This is a genomic window from Paenibacillus polygoni (assembly GCF_030263935.1).
GTDB classification, from domain to species: domain Bacteria; phylum Bacillota; class Bacilli; order Paenibacillales; family Paenibacillaceae; genus Paenibacillus; species Paenibacillus polygoni.
Window position 1 is genome coordinate 2,206,377 of the sequence record NZ_CP127162.1, and the last position, 21,329, is coordinate 2,227,705.

A 21,329-nucleotide genomic window follows, 5' to 3' on the forward strand; every position below is an offset into this window, starting at 1 on the left:
GTACATGGAATGGATGTTATTCTGTATAATATTTCGCTGATAGTAAAAAATGCGGCAATAGCAGAAATGTCTGCTACACCGCATTCAATACTTTTATGAATCTTTTTGTTCTTCTTTTACTTCTTGTTCTTCAAAAAACGTTACTTGATTTCCTCCAGATTGCTTTGATCGGTATAAACACTCATCCGCTATTCAAATTATGATACCGACGTTTGGATCATAAAGTCCAAGTTAGATTTATCATGTTTATCACTAACTTATTACAATGCTGTATTCTTCACCTATCATACAAGGGGTTTTGAAGTATATAATCAACTTCATTCGTTATTTGAGTTGTCTTATCCTCACTTTCGCCTAAAAAGAAGCAGATTGACGAGCGACTCATTCTTTTCGATATGTCACGTTTCTTAATTTGACCATCTCTATTGATTCATCTCCAAATAAACCCATTAAATTCAATTCATCTAGTTCGTTCAGCGCCTCGTGATAATTTCGTATTTCATCGAGTTACCCTTTATAAATTAGTTATTTAAAAGTCAATCTGGTACAAATAATGTGTTAGATCTCCAAATAGAGGACTACTAAAAACAAATTCCAAAATAAGAAGCAACAGAACGAAAATAATTAAAAAGGAGATTCCTGCTCCGAGTCCCTTCATTAAATATTTGTAAAAATCCTTCATAAAAATATCCTCCATAATCTAACAATAAAGGCTGATTAAAACGACCAGCTTCATTATCAATATACTACTAATTAGTACATTGTTTCTAGTATGATGTTTTTACATGACACTTTCAAACAAACCATTGTTTATTTAGGGGAATTCCAGGATCCTTCACATAAGTATCATGTAATACCAGCGGAGCTTACAAATAACAAAATAGCGATTATTGTATGTACGGATATAGAAAACAACCAGATACAAGATAGAATATCTAGTAAAGTTATTTCCGAAAAAGGAGATCAGCGGAATCAAAATTGGAAGGTACTTTGGGGAAGCTGGGTTAGAAAATTAAAAGATATCCACGTTAGCTACAACGAAGTGTAGACGATCTAGCTACTGATTTTTGAGCTAAAGGCACTACAGAGCTAACTATAAAATAGGGTTGGGGGACTGATGAATGAGTAAGAATAATGTTATTAAGGATAAAAAGCATTTTGAAGAGGCACTACGTTTGGTTACAAAAATGTTTAACTATGAACAACGACTGCCAAATCAAGTTTATAAAGTTCCTTTTGAAAAGACTGTTGTATTTGATTTCGATCATGCATTGAGTCGTCACTTTTGGAGCGAACTTGAAGAATTGATTGGCTTTTTCGGTGATTCGTTTGCCATTATTGCTGTTTTAGACCCTTATCCGGTAGATTACTATTATAATGAGTTTTCTGAATATAATTGGTGCGTTTTACAAAAGGGAACAACGGCTGATGAATACTGGAGTATTCTTGAACAAGGGCCTGAGGAGAGCCCTGCTGATTCTATTTTAATTAATTCTGAGGTCATAGTATGGATATCTTCGAAGATGAAGTGGGCTATATGGGGAGAACGGAGTTATGGTATTTGTGTTCTGGGTTTAAATGATGGTGACATTAGTGGCTACGAAAGTGAATCATGGTTTACCATGGATCAAGCAATTTCCGAACTATTGCCGCTTAACTTTAGAAATTGTACCGTCCCCGAAGAAATTACCTCGATGTTGTTGAAGTGCTACAAATCCAATTAGCATAGTAAACCCGAAAGTGAAATTATTGCAGACTCTATGGAATTAAACGTCCAGGAGGACTTAGTGCAGCAACTTATCTCGCAAATCAAGAAGGTAAGCTGTGTTTATATTGAACTTCTGAGGGAGCAGCGAGTAGTATAGAGTTCAAGAAAGAACTGGGGAACCTGCACATTACGTAAATCCCATTTATAGACGTAATGGCACATGTCAAACAATTCATTCAAGTAGGATTTAATGATCCTCACTCTCTAGGAACATACGGGAATTAGCTATGGTGGAGGACTTTCCATATGGATCATTTTGCAGACCAATTGTTTTAAAGGTCCTGCTTTTTGAGTGCATCCTCGTCACATCCCACGAAGGAAGAGGGCTTTGTGAATGGAGGAGACTCCCCGAGGGTGGAAAAGAAAAGTATTAGAAGCAGCAGCGAACGTGCTTTTTTGACAGCCCGTTCGCTTTTTCACTATTCTTGGTCAATCGTTTTACCCAGCACTGCCATTCGTCTGGATCATTCATGACCGGTATGCTCTTTCCTTAACACTCGCGTAGAAGATGCACGTTGCAAGGGGCATGACCCAATTGGTAGTGAGTCTTAGAATAACTAGGCAGACATCAAGAGCCACATCCCCGGTAAAACAATTAACAAGCTCAATTCACCTATCACCTGGCTGCAACGATTGCCGTGTCAAGGGAAGATGAGTTGCACGGGAATGACGGCGTTCTTAGGAGAATAAATATCTTCCAATTGTTCACCTAACAGCTTTACAGCTATTCTTGCCATTTCTTGTTCATCCTGCTGGACATAAGCTACGCCTGAGAGATGTGGATTATCGAAAGAGAGCAATTCAATATTTGAGTGATCATTCAGACGACTGATAGCGGCCGATGTAAGACGTGCGGTTTCTTCAGTCAAAGAGAAGGCTGCCGTAATTCCACTATGGTTCCGCAGGAAATCGCTTACATAATCCAATGCTTGCTCCCCGCGCAGGATGTCGAGAGGGATATGACACCACAGACTTTTATCAATCGAGATGCCTTGGTCTGTGTAAGCCTGCTCAAAGCCGAGCGTGCGATCCTCGACGGCTGTATTGGCATTTTCAGGTGAGATAAGCGCAATTTTCTGATGACTCTTGGATAGTAAATAGGAGACCGCCTTGTAGGCACCGCCGCAATTGTCAGATGTAATGGTGTACGTCTCAATGTTTCGCAGATAGCGGTCAATGAACACGCACGGGAATTTATCAAGTGACAGACGCAGTAATGATTCGTTGTACTTCTCATCTTCTGTTGGAAAAACGATTAGCCCCTTCACACCGAGATCCGTTAGTGTACGAATGACGTTTGATTCGATAACGGAGGACTCGCGCGTGATGCTTAGTATCATGCTGAGGCCAGCTTCTTGCAGGAATTGTTCCGTGTAATTAACGAGCTTCTGAATAACACGAGTTCTCATCGTCGGAATGATGAAGCCGATGAGCGGCATGGAGAACGCGCTGTGTGAGGATGGCAGAGATTTAAAACCAGAAACAACAAGACTAGAGGATACGAATGAGCCTTTGCCTTGTACGCGTATAATTAGACCTTCGTCAGCTAGTAGGGTTAGGGCGTTCTTGACGGTTATTTTACTTACTCTAAATTCGTCCATTAGTTCCTGCTCAGAAGGAATACGGTCCGTAGGCCGAAGCTGTCCTGATTTAATTTTCTGTATAATATCTTCTCGAATTTGTTTGTAGAGCGCCAGCTTTTTCAAAAAGTTAATCTCCCCATAAACTTTTATGATTTTATAATCAATTGGTTATATAAAGCATATTTCATTTATATTATAATACGGCATGTAAAGCGCTTACAACCCAATATTTGAGAGTTTGTTGCAAAGGGGTCTTTTCTTTAAACGGTTAGAAATATGTTAAGGATGGTGGTGCCAAGGTAGATTAAACCCGCTTAAATTAACAGAACTAACTTTAAAATGTATAACCATAAAAAGAGAGGATGACGAATAAATGAAAAAACGCAGTACTTTAATCTCCATCGTTACAGTCCTTATTATGTCACTTGTTATTACTGCATGTGGTAATCCTTCTGATTCAAAAAAGGAGACACAGCAGTTAGGCACTAATGCTGGTGAGAATGCTACAGAATTGTCATTCTGGACATTCGTGGATTTGCACGGTAAGCATTTGGATAAAATGCTAGGGTTATGGAATCAACAAAACCCGGAGAAGCAGATTAAGTTGAATGTAACGGTTATGCCTTACGATGATATGCATAACAAGCTTTTATTGGCTGTTACAAGCGGAAAAGGTGCTCCTGATATCGCTGATATCGAGCTAGGTCAATTCCCTAAATTTATGGAAGGTGACAACGTTCCACTGGAATCTTTGAATGATGTATTTGCACCATACAAAGACGTTGTCGTTCCTTCACGTGTTCAGATTTACAGCAAAGATGACCAGGTTTATGGTTTTGATTATCACGTAGGCGCTACGCTTGCTTTCTATAACACTGAAATTCTTGAACAAGCAGGTGTTGACTACAAGACTATCAAAACTTGGGAAGATTATAAACAAGCAGGTATCAAGGTTTATGAGAAAACTGGTAAGTATTTAGGAACTGCGGATACATCAGCTACATGGCAACAATCCCTGCTGCTTGCTCAGCAAAACTCTGATTTCACAGATGAGAATGGTAATCCAAAAGTTAACTCGCCTGAAATGATTAAAGCGCTTGAGATGTTAGTCGATCTGCAGAAAAACAATGTTATTCATACGATCCCTGGTGGACAGCCGGATACAGAAGAAGCTAAAGGTGAATACAACAAAGGCAACTACGCTAGTGCTTTGATGCCTGAATGGTACATGTCCCGCTTTGTAAACGAGATGAAAGATCTTAAAGGTAAGTATGCAATTGCTCCATTGCCTGTATTTAAAGAAGGTGACCCACGTTCCGTTGGACTGGGTGGCACGGGTACAGTTGTTACTAAGAATGGTAAAAACGTTCAGTTAGCAAAAGAATTTGTTGCTTTTGCTAAGCTTTCAAAAGAAGCTACTACTGAAATCTGGAACACGCTTGGATTCGACCCAATTAATATGGATGTATGGAAGGATGAGTCTGTAACTAAAAACCCTGATAACGAGTACGTCCAATACTTCAAAACAAATGCATTTGATACTTTGAATGAAATCAAGGACGAAATTAAAGCGATCAAGTCCGTTAAAGCTTCGCCGACGATCAGCAATATCTTCAATACGGTTACTTTGAATGCTATCTTTGAAGATGGCCAAGACGTGAAGGAAGCCCTGGATGAAGCACAAGCAGCAATTGAACAAGAATTGAAATAAATATGATAAGTAAATGATTTGATTAAACCTGTCGGCAGGTATAGTGGTCGGCAGGTTTAACCATAGTCAAGGGAGATTGAGAATATGATAAAGAGATTTGTATACTCTCAAAAAGTTGCACCTTATGTTTTTGTATTGCCATTTATACTCATATTTCTAATATTCTGGTTCTATCCGCTTGTAAATTCATTCGTAATGAGCTTTCAAGATAGGATGTTGGGACAAGATCCAAAATGGGTTGGTGAAGCGAATTATTCGAAATTATTGACAGATAAAGTGTTTTTGACGGCTATTAAAAACAGCGTGGTGTACATGTTAGGAACCTTAGTGCTGCTAATTCCTTTTCCAATGTTATTTGCCGTTATGATAAACAGTAAGTTAATGGTGGGAAGAGAGTTTTTTAAATCTTCGTTCTTTCTCCCTGCATTGACATCTGTCGCAGTTGCGGGTACCATTTTCCGCCTTACATTCGGTGAGATGGAAGGTTCATTAATGAACAGTTTCCTAGGTCTATTTGGTGTAGAGCCTATTAAATTCTTGAAAAACGGAGAATGGAGTATGGCAGCACTGTTAATCCTCGCATGTTGGAGATGGACAGGCGTTAATATGCTTTACTATCTATCCGGTTTGAAAAGCATTGACAATGAATATTATGAGGCTGCTTCAATTGACGGAGCATCTGCTTGGCAGAAGTTTAGAACGATCACAATGCCTTTATTGAAGCCGACCACGGTATATGTTACGACAATTAGTATTTATGCAGGTTTAGCCATGTTTACCGAGAGCCTGATGATGTTTAACGGTAACAATTCACCCAAAAATATCGGCTTAACGATTGTTGGATTTCTATATAGACAAGGAATTGAGAAGAATAAGCTGGGTTACGCAGCTGCAGTTGGTATTATTCTTTTAGTTATTGCTATGGTTATCAATTTAACACAGTTGAAATTTAGTGGAATGTTCAAAAAGGAGGAGGATTAAAATGGGCAAGAGTCAGACGAGGAGTAATATGATTTCCAGATTAGTAATTATTTGTTTTTTCATTATACTATTCATTATAATTATGATCCCATTCTATGCAGTGGCCCTATCTTCCTTTAAACCAGGTGAATCATTAGTTAGATATGGTCTTAACCTAAGTTTGGATTTTAAAATCATGAGTTTTGATAATTTCATCTATCTGTTTACTGGAGAACACGATTATTTCGTATGGTTTTGGAACAGTATGATTTTAACAATCGTTCAAGTCGTTTTAACACTTTTTGTAAGCGCATTTGTTGCATATGGTTTTGCAGCATATCATTTTAAAGGTAAGAATTTTCTCTTTATATGTGTCTTGCTCATTATGATGGTGCCTTTCGAAATACTGCTGGTTCCTTTGTACAGTCTAATTAATGATTTGAAAATGGTGAATAGCTACTCAGCAATCATTCTGCCGGGTATAGCCAATGCCGCGACAATATTTTTCTTTAGGCAATATCTAAGAAGCATACCCAAAGAGATTATTCAATCTGGGCGGATTGATGGCGCAAACGAATATGCGATTTATTTTAGACTAATTATGCCGATTATGAAGCCATCATTTGCGGCAATGGCCATTCTAAATGGTATGAATAGCTGGAATAACCTGTTGTGGCCATTCATGGTTTTGGGAGATCAGAGTAAATATACACTTCCCATCGGTTTGAAAACGTTGTTAACTCCTTATGGCAATAACTATGACCTATTGATCGTGGGCTCCTTCTTCTCCATTATTCCAATTTTCATATTGTTTATTGCTTTCCAGAAATATTTCATAGACGGTATGACTGCAGGTGCTGTTAAAGGGTAGCTGGAAGTTGACTATAGAAATCGGTTGAAAACAGATCTTTTTCCGAAATGAATTATTCCACTAAAGATATCCATAAGAAAAAGCCGATTGTCTGAACACTGTTCAGCACAATCGGCTGCTTTTTCCAAGAAAGAGCAAGGGTTAAACTTATAATTTCATTTTCGTAATACATATATAAGGAGTATGAACTTCGAAGAGATCGTAAGTAAGATCCATATCCATAACAGCTTAGATGTCAGCTTAAGCATAAAACACCCTCGTGAATATCAAAATCTACAACACTTAAAGCGTAAGTATTTTAATGTGAGAGACTTAATGGTCTTAAAAATTTATAAATTATGTAACATCCATCATAAAATCTAATTGTGTAAGATCTTCTCAGAAAATTAACGGCGTTCAGTAGCTTGGAATGGATGTTATTCTGTATAATATTTCGCTGATAGTAAAAAATGCGGCAATAGCAGAAATATCTGCTGCGCCGCATTCAATATTTTTATGAATCTTTTTGTTCTTCTTTTTCTTCTTGTCCTTCTTCATAAAACGTTACTCGATTTCTTCCAGATTGCTTTGATCGGTATAAACACTCATCCGCTATCCGAATAATGTTACCGACGTTTGGATCATGTAGAGGATAGAATGCCACGCCAATACTGCAGCCAATGGAAACATGATTAAAATCAACGATAAAAGGCTTGTTCATTAAAGTGATGATTTCTTCAGCAAGATCAAGAGACTCTTGATAGGAATCCGCTTGTGGTGATCGAAGAATAAGCAGAAACTCATCTCCTCCCAACCGAACGGTAATGTTGCCGGGTTTCGTAACCATAAGAAGTCTTTGGGCAACTTTCTGCAAAAGTAAATCTCCTACTTGATGACCTAGGGTGTCATTCACTTTCTTGAAGCCATCCAAGTCGATATACATAAACGAAAGTGTCTCGAAGGGAATATCGAGATGTTCAATCGTTTCTTCCAGATAACGTTCAAGCGCGATCCGATTCGGAAGTCCGGTCAATTGATCTTGTTCGGCGAGAAGTTTCATATCTCCGAGTGCCGATTCAGAACGACTTAACGATTCAACTAAACTTCGCAGCGAAGTAGAGAGACTATGTATCTCAGTAAACCTCTTGTATTCAGGAATCGTCACATTATTACCCGAACGAAGCTGATTTGCTGCAGATGTTATTCCGCGAATGGGTCTTGAAATCGTCTCAGCAAGGAACCAACCGATCGTGGCAAATATAATGGATGCTATAATACCAATAAAAATAAAACTGTTCATCATTTGGCTCATTGAAGAGAATGCGACATCCGTAGGTTGTCTAACCAGTACAGTCCAGCCGAGGCCTTCGTAATTCAGATATCCATCTCCATAGGCATAACCCGTAAGATAGCTTTTCCCATTGGGCCATTCTTCTACTTCCCAATCATTCTCCCCTTTTTGACTTTTTGCAACGCTGCTAATATTAAGTTTCTCACCCACCATATTCTTCGGGCCAAGAAGTACCGTACTGTCTGCTTTACTGATAATGAATAATTCTAAGTCTTTTATATGGTCCTTCTGAGGTTCGAGAATTGTTCGCTGGACTTCCTTTGACCATTCCCAGCTTAAGTGAGCAGCAAGTACACCAATAGTAGTTCCGGATTTACCTTGTACGGGTATACTGATATCAACGAACTGTAAGGGTTCTCCCGTTGGATTTGGAAGGAGTTTCGAGAGTAATACAGCTTCATGAACATCTCCGATAAACTTCCCTTTGACACCTTCTTTAAAAACGGGGCGCTCAGCTATGTTGGTTCCTACTAATATTCCGTCGGTTGCAGCAAGCACTTCGCCTTGATCGTCCATAAATCCAACCCAGGAGAAAGAGGGGAAGCTCGCTTTTAATTGATTAAGTAACTTTTGGTTCTTGTCTACATCTTGAGTTTGTTCCATTTTGATCATTGATGCTAGAATTTCAACTTCACCTGCACGGGACCACATGAAGCTATCGAGTTTGTCTGACATTTGATAAGCGATACTCGAAAGGGATTGACCAATCTCATTTTGTAATCTCACAGCCGAACGATTGCTTAAGATGGACCCAAAGATGGTAGTTAATAGAATGACAAATGATGTGAATGTTAGAACAAGAATGGTACGTAATTTAATCATAACAGCCTCCCACGTCTAATATATTTTAAGACTCACAGAACGAGGCCTTTTTTATAAAGTGAACAGAGTGAACATAACATAAGCAGGAAAAATAATCCATAGAACTTGTCGTTTTTTATCACTATTTGATATTTTTTTTGCATTAATATGAAAGTGAATTGATCTTACAAGAAAATAGCTGAAGAGTTAAGATGTGTGTATTAATACAGACAGACAACCTTTTAGCCTGTATATTTCTTTGTTGACCCATTGCTACTGTGCGATTTGTATTTCTTATTTTAGTTAAGCCTGAGTAAGAGTGTGGAGGAATGTAATTGAACACGATACGTAATAACAGCCCGGAGGACGGCGTGACATACCATTCTGTGATTTCGGCACTGGAGAAGAACTTAGCAATTATTCGATTTGATCTTGAACGCCGTGTAACGTATGTGAATGAAGGATTTGCGACAAGCATGGGTTATTCGAGAGAAGAAATGTATGGGATGTTACATAAGGATTTATGCTTTTCCAAATTTGTGAATAGTTCGGAGTACGAAGAGTTCTGGAGCAATATTCTTTGTGGGAAAACTTATCAGGATAAGATCGAACGTAAAGATGCGAAGGGGAATCAAATATGGCTAGAAGCTACCTATATGCCAATTTTTGATGATAAGGGCGAGAAGATTCTCGCTGTAACTAAGGTAGCCACCAACATAACGAAACGCCAAAATAATCTTACGGCTGTTGTAGATGAACTCAAGGAAATGTCTATGGTCCTAAACAAACGTGCTGAAATGGGAATTGAAAGCAGCGAAGAGTTGTTGAAAAGTATTCTTTCTATTGCGAATGTATCTGCCATAAATACGCAAACGCTTACAGGTTTACAGGAGGAAGCTAAATCCATTCAAAACGTAGTAACAACGATTCGTAATATCTCCTCCGAGACGCAGCTCCTCGCACTTAATGCGGCAATCGAAGCTGCCCATGCAGGTGAGTATGGCAGAGGGTTTGATGTTGTGGCTAAAGAAGTGAAGAAACTGTCTTCGATGGTAGAGAATTCGATTGTTGAGATACGAGACAGTGTACAGGGCATTACGAAAGAGATTTCAAATATATCTCAAGGAACCATGGAAATTCAGGATTATATTGAACAAAGTCAACAGCAGATTGAGATTGCCATGAAGGATTTTACAGTGGTACTCTCCTCCGCACAGGAACTGGATTCCAAAGCAAAACAAGTGATCACGATTGTATAAATATAATTGAAGGGCATGAAAAATTACTCATGCTCTTTTTAGTATGGGAATTTCAGTCAGGAGATTGAAGTTGAACGAATACCTTGTTATAATTTATGGATATAAATGGGAGGAGGGCGACATGATGCCAGTAATTTTGTAATGAGTTATCTTATAAGGATTATCACCATTACAAGGATACAGAGCAAAGTGTTGGTTTTATCACATAATGCAGTGAATCCTTGAGGAAGTTATCTGTATTATGGGATATGGCTTTCCTGGTCATCAGCTTTGTACTCCTGCTATTATGAGGAGGTTCACATGAAGCGTGTAATCAGTACAAGTGATGAGATTTTAACGATAGATTGCAAAGATATAATGCTGAGAGAGTATATAGAAGAGGACTTAGATGCTTTTCACGATCTGACTTGGCAACCACATTTTCATGAGTTTCTAGTAGATTGGAATGTGTCTAAGGAGCAGAGAAAAGAATGGTTTCATAAATACGAAATCCCGGAGAATAAACGATTCTTACAAGCTGTATCTACAGATGGAGATATTGGAGATATTCGTTTACGTCTTGGAATCATCTCAAGAGCGACAGGTAAGTTCATTGGAGTCTGCGGTACGGGGGTGCTAGACAAAATCACTCCACCCAAGAGAGAAATTTATTACGGGATTTCAAACGAATATCGAAATAAAGGGTATACTACACAAGCGGTGAAGGGTCTCATTCATTACTTGTTTAGTAATACGAATACCGAGCAACTCATTGCTATTGCACAGATCTGCAATCTTCCATCTAATCGGGTGATCAATAAATCCGGATTTGTGTATGAACGTGATATAGAGATTGAAGAAAAGAAGTTTCACTATTACACAATAAATAAAGAATAAGAGAAAGACGAAAAGGTTAAGGGTTGCCATTTAGGCAGCCCTTTCCTTGGTTAGAGGGGATAAATAGATGAAAGGAGCTGTTAGAGTGGAATTAATCGCTGAAATTTCCGACATAGATCTAGGTTTAATGAGCAGTAACTTACCTGATCAGGTTCATATACGAAAAGCTGCAAGAGCAATCATCTTAAATGAATCTAATCAAATTGCCCTCCTTTATGTATCGGAAAAGAACTATCATAAACTGCCAGGGGGTGGGGTGGAGGCTAATGAAACATGGTCAGAAGCTTTACAGCGTGAAGTAAAAGAAGAGGTTGGGGCGACGATCGAAATGATCGCTAATCTTGGATCAATTATTGAACATCGAGGTCGGCATCATTTAATACAACAATCCTGCTGTTATCTAGCTAGAGCGGTCGAAATGAGCCATACACCATCTTTTACAAAAGAAGAACAAGCAAATGGATTCCAATTGAAATGGATGAATTATGACCAAGCTGTTTCATTAATAAAACATGATAAACCAAAAGATTATGTCGGCCAGTTTATTCAAAAAAGGGATTTTCTTTTTTTACAAAAAGTGAAGATGTATTGCAAGGGTATGTAAATGCATTTATATCAAAACTTTAAATCTTAATTTTAAAATATAAGAGAGACTTGATTTTATGATTCTCTTAATGTTATACTTCTCTGTGCTAAAAATCACTGTTTACGAGATTTATTGTGAAAGATTACTAACATATAAGTAAGCTTGTTCCCAGAAAGCTCGTGACAGATTATTTTACATACAGGAGGAACATATAATTATGGAACGCGTACAAGGTAAAGTAGCTATTATCACAGGTGGAGCATCAGGTATTGGTCTTGCAACAGCACAAACTCTTGCTAAAGAAGGTGCTAAAGTTGTTATTGCAGACTTCAATCAAAAAGGTGCTGAAGCAGCAGCTCAAGAAATCGTAAATCAAGGCGGCGAAGCAATCGGAGTATTCTTGGATGCTTCTAAACTTGAATCTATTAAAGAAACAGTAGATAAAACCGTTGAAACCTACGGAACGATCAACATTCTGTTTAATAACGTTGGTTTGACGAACTTGAAAAAAGATCTGGATGTAGTGAATTTAGATCTTGAAGAGTGGGATCACCTAGTCAACGTTAACCTGAGAAGTGTACTTGCTGGATGTAAATATGCAATTCCTCATATGGTTAAAGCTGGCGGGGGTGCAATCATTAACACCGCTTCAATGGCTGGATTCGCTTCTGATATTATTCGTACAGCATATGGTACAACGAAAGCAGCTGTCGTACATTTGACTAAATACGTTGCTACACAATACGGTAAACAAAATATTCGTTGTAATGGTGTTGCACCAGGTCTTATTCTTACACCAGCAGCTAAAAATAACTTGTCTCCTGAACTATTAGATACATTTATGAAATATAATGCTCTTCCTTACCACGGAGAGCCAGAAGACATCGCTAATACCGTTCTTTTCCTTGCTTCAGACGAATCTAAGTTCATCACAGGACAAACGATCCAAGTAGAAGGCGGACATTACCTTGCTAACCCAACGGTTCCGGACTTCGTTGCAATGAGTAAAAACCAATAATAATGATATCGGCTTTATAAAGTGATTCGGTTAATATCTATATCTGATAAAAAGCACTCTTCCATTTCTATGGGGGAGTGCTTTTTGACAATTACAGTTAGCCGATTACAGTGACATGTTTAATTATTAAACCGATTTGGCGGAGATGATTGATAAGGCGAGTTGTACTGGATCAGACTTTTCACAAATGGTACGCATCCAATCGCAGGATAACATGTATAAACATTTATAGAATAAATGTGTTTATACATTATATGAAGACCAAAAAAAGGAGGAAACCAATGAGGTTAAAGTTAATAATAATATTACTTATATCAGTTTTACTCGTTGCTTGTTCCAATGATAAATCTATCCAAGTTAAAAAGGAGGGAATCGAGAACACTACTATAGAACAAACGGAAAACGAGACGAAAATAACAAAAGAATTCGTAGAAAAAAACGCCAAGATCGGTTTATCTTATGATGAAGTTAGAGAAATATTTGGAACAGAACAGTATTCTGGAATCATGGATCGTACAATGACGTATGTTTATGATTCCACAACTTATAAGCCATTCACGTATAACCAAAGTGGTGATGCAGTAGCTTCGGAAGAATTAAAATCAGGTAAACTAGATTATCAGTTGTACATTAATTTTTTTAGAGAAAAGGCTTACTATTTTCAGTATTATTTTGAAGGCGAAGATGGTGAGGTATGGGGTTATCAAGTATCTAGTGAAGGTGAGTTTTTGACTAGAACAACGGGCAACTGATTTAAGTGAAAGAATAAATGAGTACATTCAAAAAGAACTTACATTACGAGACAGGGGATGCTTGTATGATATATGTGATTAGACATGGTCAAACCGATCTGAATAAAGAAGGCAGGCTCCAGGGAAGAAAAGGATTACCGCTTAACGAATATGGAATCGAACAAGCAGAAATAACAAAAAAAGAAATGAATGGTGTAAAATTTGACTATGTGTTTTCTTCCCCGCAGGTAAGAGCAATCCAAACCGCTGAGATCGTGAGTGGAATGAAAGCAACCATAGATGCAAGACTAGATGTTTTTGATCTGGGAGAAGCTGATCTGCTACATAGAACAGAAGTGATCATGAGCGGATCAACGCCTGATCCGTCGATTTATCAAGGTGTTGAAGACATAAATGAATATATCAAGAGAGTATTTCATTTTATGAAGGAACTTGAATCAATGTATGGAAACACTCAAGTGAATATTTTGTTGTCAGGTCACAGATGTACAACAGGATGTATTGGAGCATACTTCTTGGGTACTCCAGAGGACGGAAATTTACTACAATTTGCATCGGTGAATGGAAAATATAAGACATACCATTTCACATCAAATGAAACTATAATGGCTGATGCAGCTAATCCTCTTGAAACAGGGCAATAAAATGCCGGGCACTTTTAGAAAGATAGCGATCCTTTAACCAGACAATCCCTACATCCGATTCAGAGTTTATGTCCGCAATGGACAGCATTTTAATAACAGGTAACGGGAAAGAGGCCATTACCGATCTTGGGAGAATCGTTCCTCCAATTCCTGATGCTACAAGTGCAATAATGATGGCTACACTCGAACACTCGCATATGACAGCAGGTTCAAAGCCGTGTCGTTTACATTCATTCATTACCCGGTTATGCATGGCCGTCGTTTCGTCTGTCTTTAATGTTAGAAAGGGGATATCGGCTAGATCGTGCATTCTTATTGAATCATGAGTTGAAGCTAATTCCCAATCACTTGGGAGTACGGCAACAAAAGGATCCGAAGGCAGATGTAATACAGAATAGGGACTCATTTCAGAAGTCGCTTCAAATGGCAATCTAGCCACAATGAGTTCAATTGTTCTTTGCTCTAATTGTTTAGCTAATAGAAAGTGATCGCCTTCACTAATTTTAAAGGTTACTTCAGGATATTGCTCACGAAACATCTTAATTTTTGGTGGCAGAAGGGAGATACAGGATACAACTGCGCCGATGGAAAGAATCCCCAGGACGCCTTCTTCCACCTCTTTCACTTCCTGAATCGTTTCATGGAACTGCTGAATGAGGAGTTCGGCTTTTTGCCGCAAAATCTCTCCTGCAGAGGTAAGATAGAGTTTGTGTCCGCTGCGATCAAATAAGGTAACCTCTAACTCTTGCTCCATTTGTCTGAGTTGACGACTTAAGGGGGGTTGTTCCATATTCAACACTTTGGCAGCGCGAGTAATTTGTCCTTCGTTTGCTATGGCCAGAAAGTAGCGCAATTGCCGAATGTCCATCATTCTCTCTCCCAACAATCATACCTAAAAGGTATGCATAATCTATAAAAAAGATATTTACAATATACTTTAAGAGGTGCTACAATTCAACACAATAATAGTTTGGAGAAAGTATGGTGGTAATCGTGTCATTATCAATGGAAATCGAACTTACAAAAACGAAAAAACAGAAGCCGGCTCCAAATGAGCTTGGTTTTGGTAAGTATTATACAGACCATATGTTCATGATGGACTATGATAATCCGGAAGAAGGCTGGCATAACCCGCGGATCATTCCTTATCAACCGATCTCTCTAGATCCTGCGGCTAAAGTATTTCACTATGGACAAACTGTATTTGAAGGAATGAAGGCGTATCGTACTTCTGATGAAAGAATCCTTTTGTTCCGTCCGCAAAAAAACTTTAAACGCCTGAATTTGTCGAATGATCGTATTGATATTCCACAAATTGATGAAGAATTTGCTCTGGAAGCATTGAAGCAATTAATTCAAATTGATCAGGATTGGATTCCTACCGAAAAAGGAACATCTTTATATATCCGTCCATTTATCATTGCAACGGAAGCTTCACTGGGAGCGTCCACTTCAACATCGTACCAATTCATTATCATTCTATCTCCTGTCGGTTCCTATTATCCAGAAGGAATTAAGCCAGTAAGAATCTATGTTGAATCTGAATATGTTCGTGCTGTAAAAGGCGGAACGGGTATGGCAAAAACAGCGGGTAATTATGCTTCCGGATTAAAAGCTCATTCCGGCGTTGCGGGTAGCGGTTTTGCCCAGGTGCTGTGGTTAGATGGTATTGAGCGGAAGTATATTGAAGAAGTAGGAAGCATGAACGTTTTCTTCAAGATTAATGGGAAAGTAGTAACACCTGCTTTAACGGGAAGTATCTTGGACGGGGTTACTCGGAACTCTATTCTTCAGTTATTAAAACACTGGAATATCCCGACAGAAGAGCGCCTGATTTCTATTGATGAGTTGTATGAAGCGTACACTAACGGTACTTTGGAAGAATCCTTCGGTACAGGAACAGCAGCGGTGATCTCACCGATTGGTGAACTTCAATGGCAAGATAAGAAGATGATCATTAACGAAGGAAATACTGGTGAATTATCAGCTAGATTATATAATGCACTTACGGGTATCCAGAATGGGGAGCAAGAAGATGTGCTTGATTGGATGGTTGAAGTCAAGTAACTTCGTAGGTTTTTCATGATAACTTGTAATCTAAATAAAAGAACCTTCATCTGTAGATGAAGGTTCTTTTTTATTACGTATACTATAGCAATTCGCGACGAAGATCTGCTCCTGATTTAGGAGATAAGTAGGAAAGTGGAATATCAAGAACGGTTCTTGCTCCGTTTTGTCCTTCACTGCTGAGACGGTATGCAGCTCTTGCATAAGCGACAAGTACGCTCGCAGTAAACTCTGGATTACTCTCGAGTTTTAGACTGAATTCCATGATTTGTTTTGTGCCTTTGCCTGTTACACCGCTGCGAATAACAAATCCGCCATGAGGCATGCCTTGATGCTCAGCCTTCAACTCTTCTTCCGTGATGAAATGTACATTCGTGTTATAGTCAGCGAAGTAGTTCGGCATAGTTACGATTGCTTCTTTAATCGCTTCAAGATCAGCGCCTTCTTCAGGAACAATAAAACATTCACGAAGATGTTTATCTCTTGTCGTAAGTTCTGGTGTTTCACCGGAACGAATGCTCTCAATGACTTCTTCAACAGGAACAGTGTATTGCACACCTGCTTTTACTCCCGGTACACGGCGAACAGCATCGGAATGACCTTGGCTTACGCCTTTACCCCAGAAAGTAAAATCTTTACCTTCAGGAAGGATAGATTCAGCGAGCAAGCGGTTTAGTGAGAATAAACCCGGATCCCATCCTGTAGAGATGACACTAAGGTTATTTCCTTTCACTGCTGCTTCGTTCACTTTGTCATAAAATTCAGGAATTTTCGCATGAGTATCAAAGCTGTCCACTGTGTTGAACATACTTGCTATAGCAGGGGTTTGTTCAGGTAGATCCGTTGCGGAACCTCCGCACAAGATCATTACATCGATTTTACCTTTATACTGTTCTACGGTAGAGATATGTTCGAATTTCGCACTGCCATTAGCAGACGTCAATTGATCCGGCTGACGACGAGTGAAGATAGCTACAAGCTCCATGTCTGGATTTTGTTTGATGGCAAGTTCCACACCGCGCCCCAGATTTCCGTATCCTACGATACCTATTTGAATAGTTTTACTCAAGAAAAGTCCTCCTCTAGTTGAAAATAGCAAATACATAGTTATAAGTATAAAGATCAGATATCAAATGTAAACTAAAACTTCGAATCCTAATTAGATCTTCACGCAATATAACGATAAATATAACATTTAGTGTAAACATATGTACGATTAATGCAAACCTATGTTGGATTATACAAAGACTTTGAACTTGATAAGTATATCTCATTTAAAGATATTTGACTTATTACCCGTTTGAATTTGGTCGATACCGGTTACTAGAAAAAGAAGAGTTTATACAATTAATAGATATCCAAAATGCTTAATGGATCAAACTTACGAGAAAAATGGAGGGATTCACCATGTCTGAACAAGATCAATATAAAGTGCAGGACCCAACTACTCAGTATCCGAAAGCAACAAGTGAGTGGAAACAAAAGCAACCTGAACCAGGATTACAGAAGGAAATGAATCCCGTGCCGGATGCAGGGGAGTCAAGTTATCGTGGAACCGGACGCTTAGCGGGGCGCAAAGCAGTCGTAACCGGAGCTGACAGCGGAATTGGACGTGCTGCAGCGATTGCTTTTGCTCTTGAGGGTGCCGATGTTGTATTATCATACTTACCTGAAGAAGAGGCTGATGCCAAAGAGGTTGTTCAGCGGATCGAAGAAGCAGGAAGAAAGGCAATTGCCATTCCAGGTGATCTGAAAGATGAGAAGTACTGCGAACAGTTAATAGAAGATGCAGTCAAAGAACTTGGCGGTATTGATATACTGGCGAACGTTGCAGGTAAACAGCAATTTGTAGAAGACATCGCAGATCTTACAACAGAACAGTTTGATGCGACTTTTAAAACAAATGTATATTCCACGTTCTGGTTGTGTAAAGCGGCGATTAAACACATGAAACCGGGAAGTTCGATTATCAATACGTCTTCTATTCAGGCCTATACCCCAGCGCCGATTCTACTCGATTATGCGACAACGAAAGCGGCCATTAATACATTCAGTAAAGCTCTTGCACAGCAAGTCGCTAGCAAAGGAATACGGGTGAACGTGGTAGCTCCAGGTCCGGTATGGACACCGCTTCAAGTGGTAGGAGGACAGCCTACTGAGAAATTAGCAGAGTTTGGTGCAGATGTACCAATGGGTCGTCCTGGTCAACCTGCTGAAATGGCGCCAGCCTATGTATTCTTGGCAAGTCAAGAATCCAGTTATGTGACAGGTGAGACCCTTAATGCCAATGGCGGCGTTCCTTCCCCATGATTTGATGTATATAAATAATATAGAAAAAGGAGCTAGTTTCCAAAGTGAACTGAACCCTATTAAGTAGACAGTTTTAAAAAAAGGATGTGCCGCTGTTTAAGCGGCAATGAGATGACTTCGGTATGCTGCCGGAGTCATCTTTTTTAATGTCCATTGCTTTCTTGTATTGTTATAGTGGTCCATGTAATCATCAACCATTCGTCTTAGTTCTACTATACTGGTTGCTTGTTTATAAGGTATTTCATCTTTCATGTGCCCAAAGAAGGATTCCATTGGCGCGTTATCTAGGCAGTTCCCTCTTCGCGACATAGATTGTAGGAGTCCCATCCTCTTTACACGAGACTGGTACTCCGGATGGGTGTAATGAAAACCTTGATCCGAGTGAATCATGGCTTCCGGATGTAGTCGATTCCCGATAAAGTCTTCTAGTTTGCTTAACGTTCGATAGACAATTTCCATCCGTAAACTCGTTGAAAGTTCATAAGCGACAATTTCCCGTGTCGCCACATCTTTTACACAAGACAAATAAGCCGTTTTACCACCCTGAATTTGCAAGTAAGTAATGTCGGTTACGAATGTTTTCCCAGGTTCCTCTTGGTTGAACTGACGTTTTAAGTGGTTTGGTACCTGGCGGTGAGCTTCTGTAGCTTTGGCTAGCGTACGATAAGGATTTGCTCTTCGTACTTTGGCAAAGAACTGAAACTTGCGCATTAAACGTAAGATTTTTTTATGATTCATGGGCTGACCGGCCTTTTCAGCAACTTTCATATACAAACCACGATAACCAATTTTCCCATTGGCTTGATCATAAATTTCTTTTAGAAAGAGATAATCTTGATAATCTGATTCTTCACTCAGGGTTCGTTTTTCTCCGTTTTGAAGCCACTTGTAATAGCCACTAGGACTTACTTTAGCTACTTCACATAAGTAACGGACCATGTTTTTTAATTGATAGAGTCGAATCGTTTCATTGATGGCTTGGTATTTCTCTCGAGCTGTTAACGACGATTCTTCTTCGCCTGCCTTTCTAACTCGTCTAGCTTTTTTAGTAAAGACAACTCCGCCTCTAGCAATCGAATACGAGCTTCTGCTTGAGATAATTTCCTTTCTGCGGAGGCATTTTCTTTCTTAGGACGTCCTTTACTGCCTTTTCCTCGACGTTCTTCAAAAAAACCATTTTCTCCATAGGTTTGAAAGGTTCTGCGCCAACGATCTAAAGCACTTCGTGCTTTACTTAGGCCAATCACCTTCAAATCAAATCCAGCTTCTGTGAAAATTTCTGCCGGTCCTTTGCCAGCTTGGTTTTGTTTAACCGCTAGTACTTTGAAGTCAGGAGTATATTGAATCGTTCGATCTGTCACGATTCTAACATTTGGATTGGCCTCTAATTGTCTTTGTTGGTGTTCATTAAAGATAATCTTACTCATGAAAAATACTCCGTTCTAAAAAATTGTAATGTTAGTATAACGGGACTTTTCTAGAAAGAAAATAGAAAAACCCCGAATGGCAGTCACTTTTTTAAGTGTCTACCATTCGGGGATCAGTTCAAAGTGGGAATTAGCTCCTTTTTATTTGTTCTAAAATCGGCGTCCTGTATACTGATCCCGCTATGTATTTTACTGTTACATGATCCCAGATAGCAGGGTTATAGTATGTACAACTTGTTTATAAATAAAGGTTTGTATATATATTCATAGAATAACTGTATATGCAAATTTAAAATATGAAAATTTAAGGATTCCAGGATTGCTTCAACAAAGGGAGGAACTTCAACAGTGGAAAATGAAATCACAGCAGCTTTTGGTCGCGTAAATATAGACGAGGTTGTAAGCCGATATGGTATAAAAGCAGAAGCTTTACGTTATATTGGCGGTTTTCAGAACTTCATTTACGAATGCCAGGTGGAGAACAAAGAGTACATCATGAGATTTACTCCAAGTGCGCATCGTGACCAAAGTGATGTGCAAGCAGAGCTAGAATGGATTCTTTATTTAGCTGAGAATGGGATATCTGTATCTTCACCAGTACCCTCCACTTACGGAAGGTGGACTGAAACTTTAGAATTAGAAGAGATGTATGTTACAGCTACACTCTTTGACAAAGCCAAGGGAAAGAAAATAGATTACCCCGATTGCCTTAAAGATCAGGAACTATACGAGAGATTAGGGAGAGTAACGGGTAGAATGCATGCTTTATCAAAATCGTATAAACCTTTAAATCCTAAGACTATAAGACATCACTGGACGGATAATTATTACTTGAAAAATATCGATATCTTGCCAGATTCCCATACTAGGGTAAGAGAATGCTATTTAGAATTGGTACGTTCGATTCAGAAGCTGCCAATAAGTGAAGAAGCTTACGGATTGATTCATGGGGATATTAATAATGCGAATTATTTAGTCGGTGAACAAGGCGAGATCACATTGTTTGATTTTGATGAAGCCCAGTATAGTTGGTTTGTGGAAGACATCGCTATACAGCTGTATTATCTGGTGTATGTATATGGGGGAGAGGAAGGCAAGAAACTTAGAGAAGATCAAGCGAGTAGATTTATGGAACCTTTTCTAAAGGGGTACCGCGAAGAGAATCAGCTTGAAGATCGATGGTTACAACAAATGCCTTTATTCTTAAGACTCAGAGAACTTATTGTATACATAGGAGCTTTTCGAAATTTTGAGGGTGATGAAACCTTCAGCCATTCGGATAACCCGTGGTTTAAAGATTGGATTAGAGAAAGCAAGACCCGTTTAGAAACAGGAGAACCAATCGTGAATATATGGGGGTAATTGA

General features: G+C 38.9%; 19 protein-coding genes. 13 read left to right on the top strand and 6 right to left on the bottom strand.

From position 1 onward, the window contains the following. Window positions 1-529 precede the first annotated feature (529 nt). Window positions 530-682, bottom strand: coding sequence for a hypothetical protein (locus tag QPK24_RS10585; RefSeq protein WP_285748507.1), 153 nt, complete (start codon window positions 680-682; stop codon window positions 530-532). Window positions 683-1,121: 439 nt separating this feature from the next. Here QPK24_RS10585 and QPK24_RS10590 point away from each other — a divergent pair, with 439 nt between their 5' ends. Further along, window positions 1,122-1,724, top strand: coding sequence for a hypothetical protein (locus tag QPK24_RS10590; protein WP_285748509.1), 603 nt, complete (start codon window positions 1,122-1,124; stop codon window positions 1,722-1,724). Window positions 1,725-2,409: 685 nt separating this feature from the next. Here QPK24_RS10590 and QPK24_RS10595 read toward each other — a convergent pair. Continuing rightward, window positions 2,410-3,474 (bottom strand): GntR family transcriptional regulator, encoded by a 1,065-nt coding sequence (locus QPK24_RS10595; RefSeq protein WP_285748511.1) that lies wholly within the window; start codon window positions 3,472-3,474, stop codon window positions 2,410-2,412. A 250-nt stretch (window positions 3,475-3,724) separates the two neighbouring features. On the opposite strand from QPK24_RS10595, the gene QPK24_RS10600 reads away from it, so the two are divergent. The 3 genes from QPK24_RS10600 (at window position 3,725) to QPK24_RS10610 (ending at window position 6,893) form a co-directional block, all read left to right on the top strand. Next, the gene (locus QPK24_RS10600; protein WP_285748513.1) at window positions 3,725-5,062 is read left to right on the top strand and encodes an ABC transporter substrate-binding protein; all 1,338 of its coding nucleotides are present in this window, start codon (window positions 3,725-3,727) and stop codon (window positions 5,060-5,062) included. An 84-nt stretch (window positions 5,063-5,146) separates the two neighbouring features. Further along, a complete protein-coding gene (locus QPK24_RS10605; RefSeq protein ID WP_285748515.1) occupies window positions 5,147-6,043 on the top strand; it encodes a carbohydrate ABC transporter permease in 897 nt (298 codons plus the stop codon). Between the two features lie 28 nt (window positions 6,044-6,071). Next, window positions 6,072-6,893: a carbohydrate ABC transporter permease gene (locus tag QPK24_RS10610; RefSeq protein WP_407083008.1), complete on the top strand. Its 822-nt coding sequence runs from the start codon at window positions 6,072-6,074 to the stop codon at window positions 6,891-6,893. Between the two features lie 493 nt (window positions 6,894-7,386). Here the strand turns inward: QPK24_RS10610 and QPK24_RS10615 are convergent, their stop codons facing one another. Then, on the bottom strand, window positions 7,387-9,045 hold the full coding sequence (locus QPK24_RS10615; RefSeq protein WP_285748519.1) for a GGDEF domain-containing protein: 1,659 nt from the start codon (window positions 9,043-9,045) through the stop codon (window positions 7,387-7,389). Between the two features lie 314 nt (window positions 9,046-9,359). On the opposite strand from QPK24_RS10615, the gene QPK24_RS10620 reads away from it, so the two are divergent. The 6 genes from QPK24_RS10620 to QPK24_RS10645 all read left to right on the top strand — a co-directional run bounded on the left by QPK24_RS10620 (window position 9,360) and on the right by QPK24_RS10645 (window position 14,159). Then, window positions 9,360-10,283, top strand: coding sequence for a methyl-accepting chemotaxis protein (locus tag QPK24_RS10620; RefSeq protein ID WP_285748521.1), 924 nt, complete (start codon window positions 9,360-9,362; stop codon window positions 10,281-10,283). 300 nt (window positions 10,284-10,583) lie between these two features. Then, on the top strand, window positions 10,584-11,159 hold the full coding sequence (locus QPK24_RS10625; RefSeq protein WP_285748523.1) for a GNAT family N-acetyltransferase: 576 nt from the start codon (window positions 10,584-10,586) through the stop codon (window positions 11,157-11,159). Window positions 11,160-11,226: 67 nt separating this feature from the next. Further along, the gene (locus tag QPK24_RS10630) at window positions 11,227-11,763 is read left to right on the top strand and encodes an NUDIX domain-containing protein (protein WP_285748525.1); all 537 of its coding nucleotides are present in this window, start codon (window positions 11,227-11,229) and stop codon (window positions 11,761-11,763) included. Window positions 11,764-11,962: 199 nt separating this feature from the next. After that, on the top strand, window positions 11,963-12,763 hold the full coding sequence (locus QPK24_RS10635) for an SDR family NAD(P)-dependent oxidoreductase (RefSeq protein ID WP_285748527.1): 801 nt from the start codon (window positions 11,963-11,965) through the stop codon (window positions 12,761-12,763). Between the two features lie 281 nt (window positions 12,764-13,044). Continuing rightward, window positions 13,045-13,515 carry a hypothetical protein gene (locus tag QPK24_RS10640; RefSeq protein WP_285748529.1) on the top strand — a complete coding sequence of 157 codons (471 nt, stop codon included), beginning with the start codon at window positions 13,045-13,047 and terminating at the stop codon, window positions 13,513-13,515. Window positions 13,516-13,580: 65 nt separating this feature from the next. Continuing rightward, window positions 13,581-14,159, top strand: coding sequence for a histidine phosphatase family protein (locus QPK24_RS10645; protein WP_285748531.1), 579 nt, complete (start codon window positions 13,581-13,583; stop codon window positions 14,157-14,159). Here QPK24_RS10645 and QPK24_RS10650 read toward each other — a convergent pair. Next, window positions 14,134-15,027: a LysR family transcriptional regulator gene (locus QPK24_RS10650; protein WP_285749261.1), complete on the bottom strand. Its 894-nt coding sequence runs from the start codon at window positions 15,025-15,027 to the stop codon at window positions 14,134-14,136. The two genes, QPK24_RS10645 and QPK24_RS10650, sit on opposite strands and share 26 nt — an antisense overlap. A 122-nt stretch (window positions 15,028-15,149) precedes the next feature. Here QPK24_RS10650 and QPK24_RS10655 point away from each other — a divergent pair, with 122 nt between their 5' ends. After that, window positions 15,150-16,226, top strand: coding sequence for a branched-chain amino acid aminotransferase (locus QPK24_RS10655; protein WP_285749263.1), 1,077 nt, complete (start codon window positions 15,150-15,152; stop codon window positions 16,224-16,226). Window positions 16,227-16,308: 82 nt separating this feature from the next. Here QPK24_RS10655 and QPK24_RS10660 read toward each other — a convergent pair whose 3' ends face one another. After that, on the bottom strand, window positions 16,309-17,295 hold the full coding sequence (locus QPK24_RS10660) for a diaminopimelate dehydrogenase (protein WP_285748533.1): 987 nt from the start codon (window positions 17,293-17,295) through the stop codon (window positions 16,309-16,311). Between the two features lie 338 nt (window positions 17,296-17,633). Here QPK24_RS10660 and QPK24_RS10665 point away from each other — a divergent pair, with 338 nt between their 5' ends. Then, window positions 17,634-18,536: an SDR family oxidoreductase gene (locus tag QPK24_RS10665; protein ID WP_285748535.1), complete on the top strand. Its 903-nt coding sequence runs from the start codon at window positions 17,634-17,636 to the stop codon at window positions 18,534-18,536. 96 nt (window positions 18,537-18,632) lie between these two features. Here QPK24_RS10665 and QPK24_RS10670 read toward each other — a convergent pair. After that, window positions 18,633-19,963, bottom strand: a protein-coding gene (locus tag QPK24_RS10670) for an IS3 family transposase (protein WP_285746947.1) whose coding sequence is annotated in 2 segments (ribosomal slippage) — window positions 18,633-19,585 and window positions 19,585-19,963 — 1,332 coding nt in all. Because the reading frame shifts where the segments join, the coding sequence is not laid out codon by codon here. Window positions 19,964-20,311: 348 nt separating this feature from the next. Here QPK24_RS10670 and QPK24_RS10675 point away from each other — a divergent pair. Then, window positions 20,312-21,325 carry a phosphotransferase enzyme family protein gene (locus tag QPK24_RS10675; RefSeq protein ID WP_285748537.1) on the top strand — a complete coding sequence of 338 codons (1,014 nt, stop codon included), beginning with the start codon at window positions 20,312-20,314 and terminating at the stop codon, window positions 21,323-21,325. Window positions 21,326-21,329: the final 4 nt, after the last annotated feature.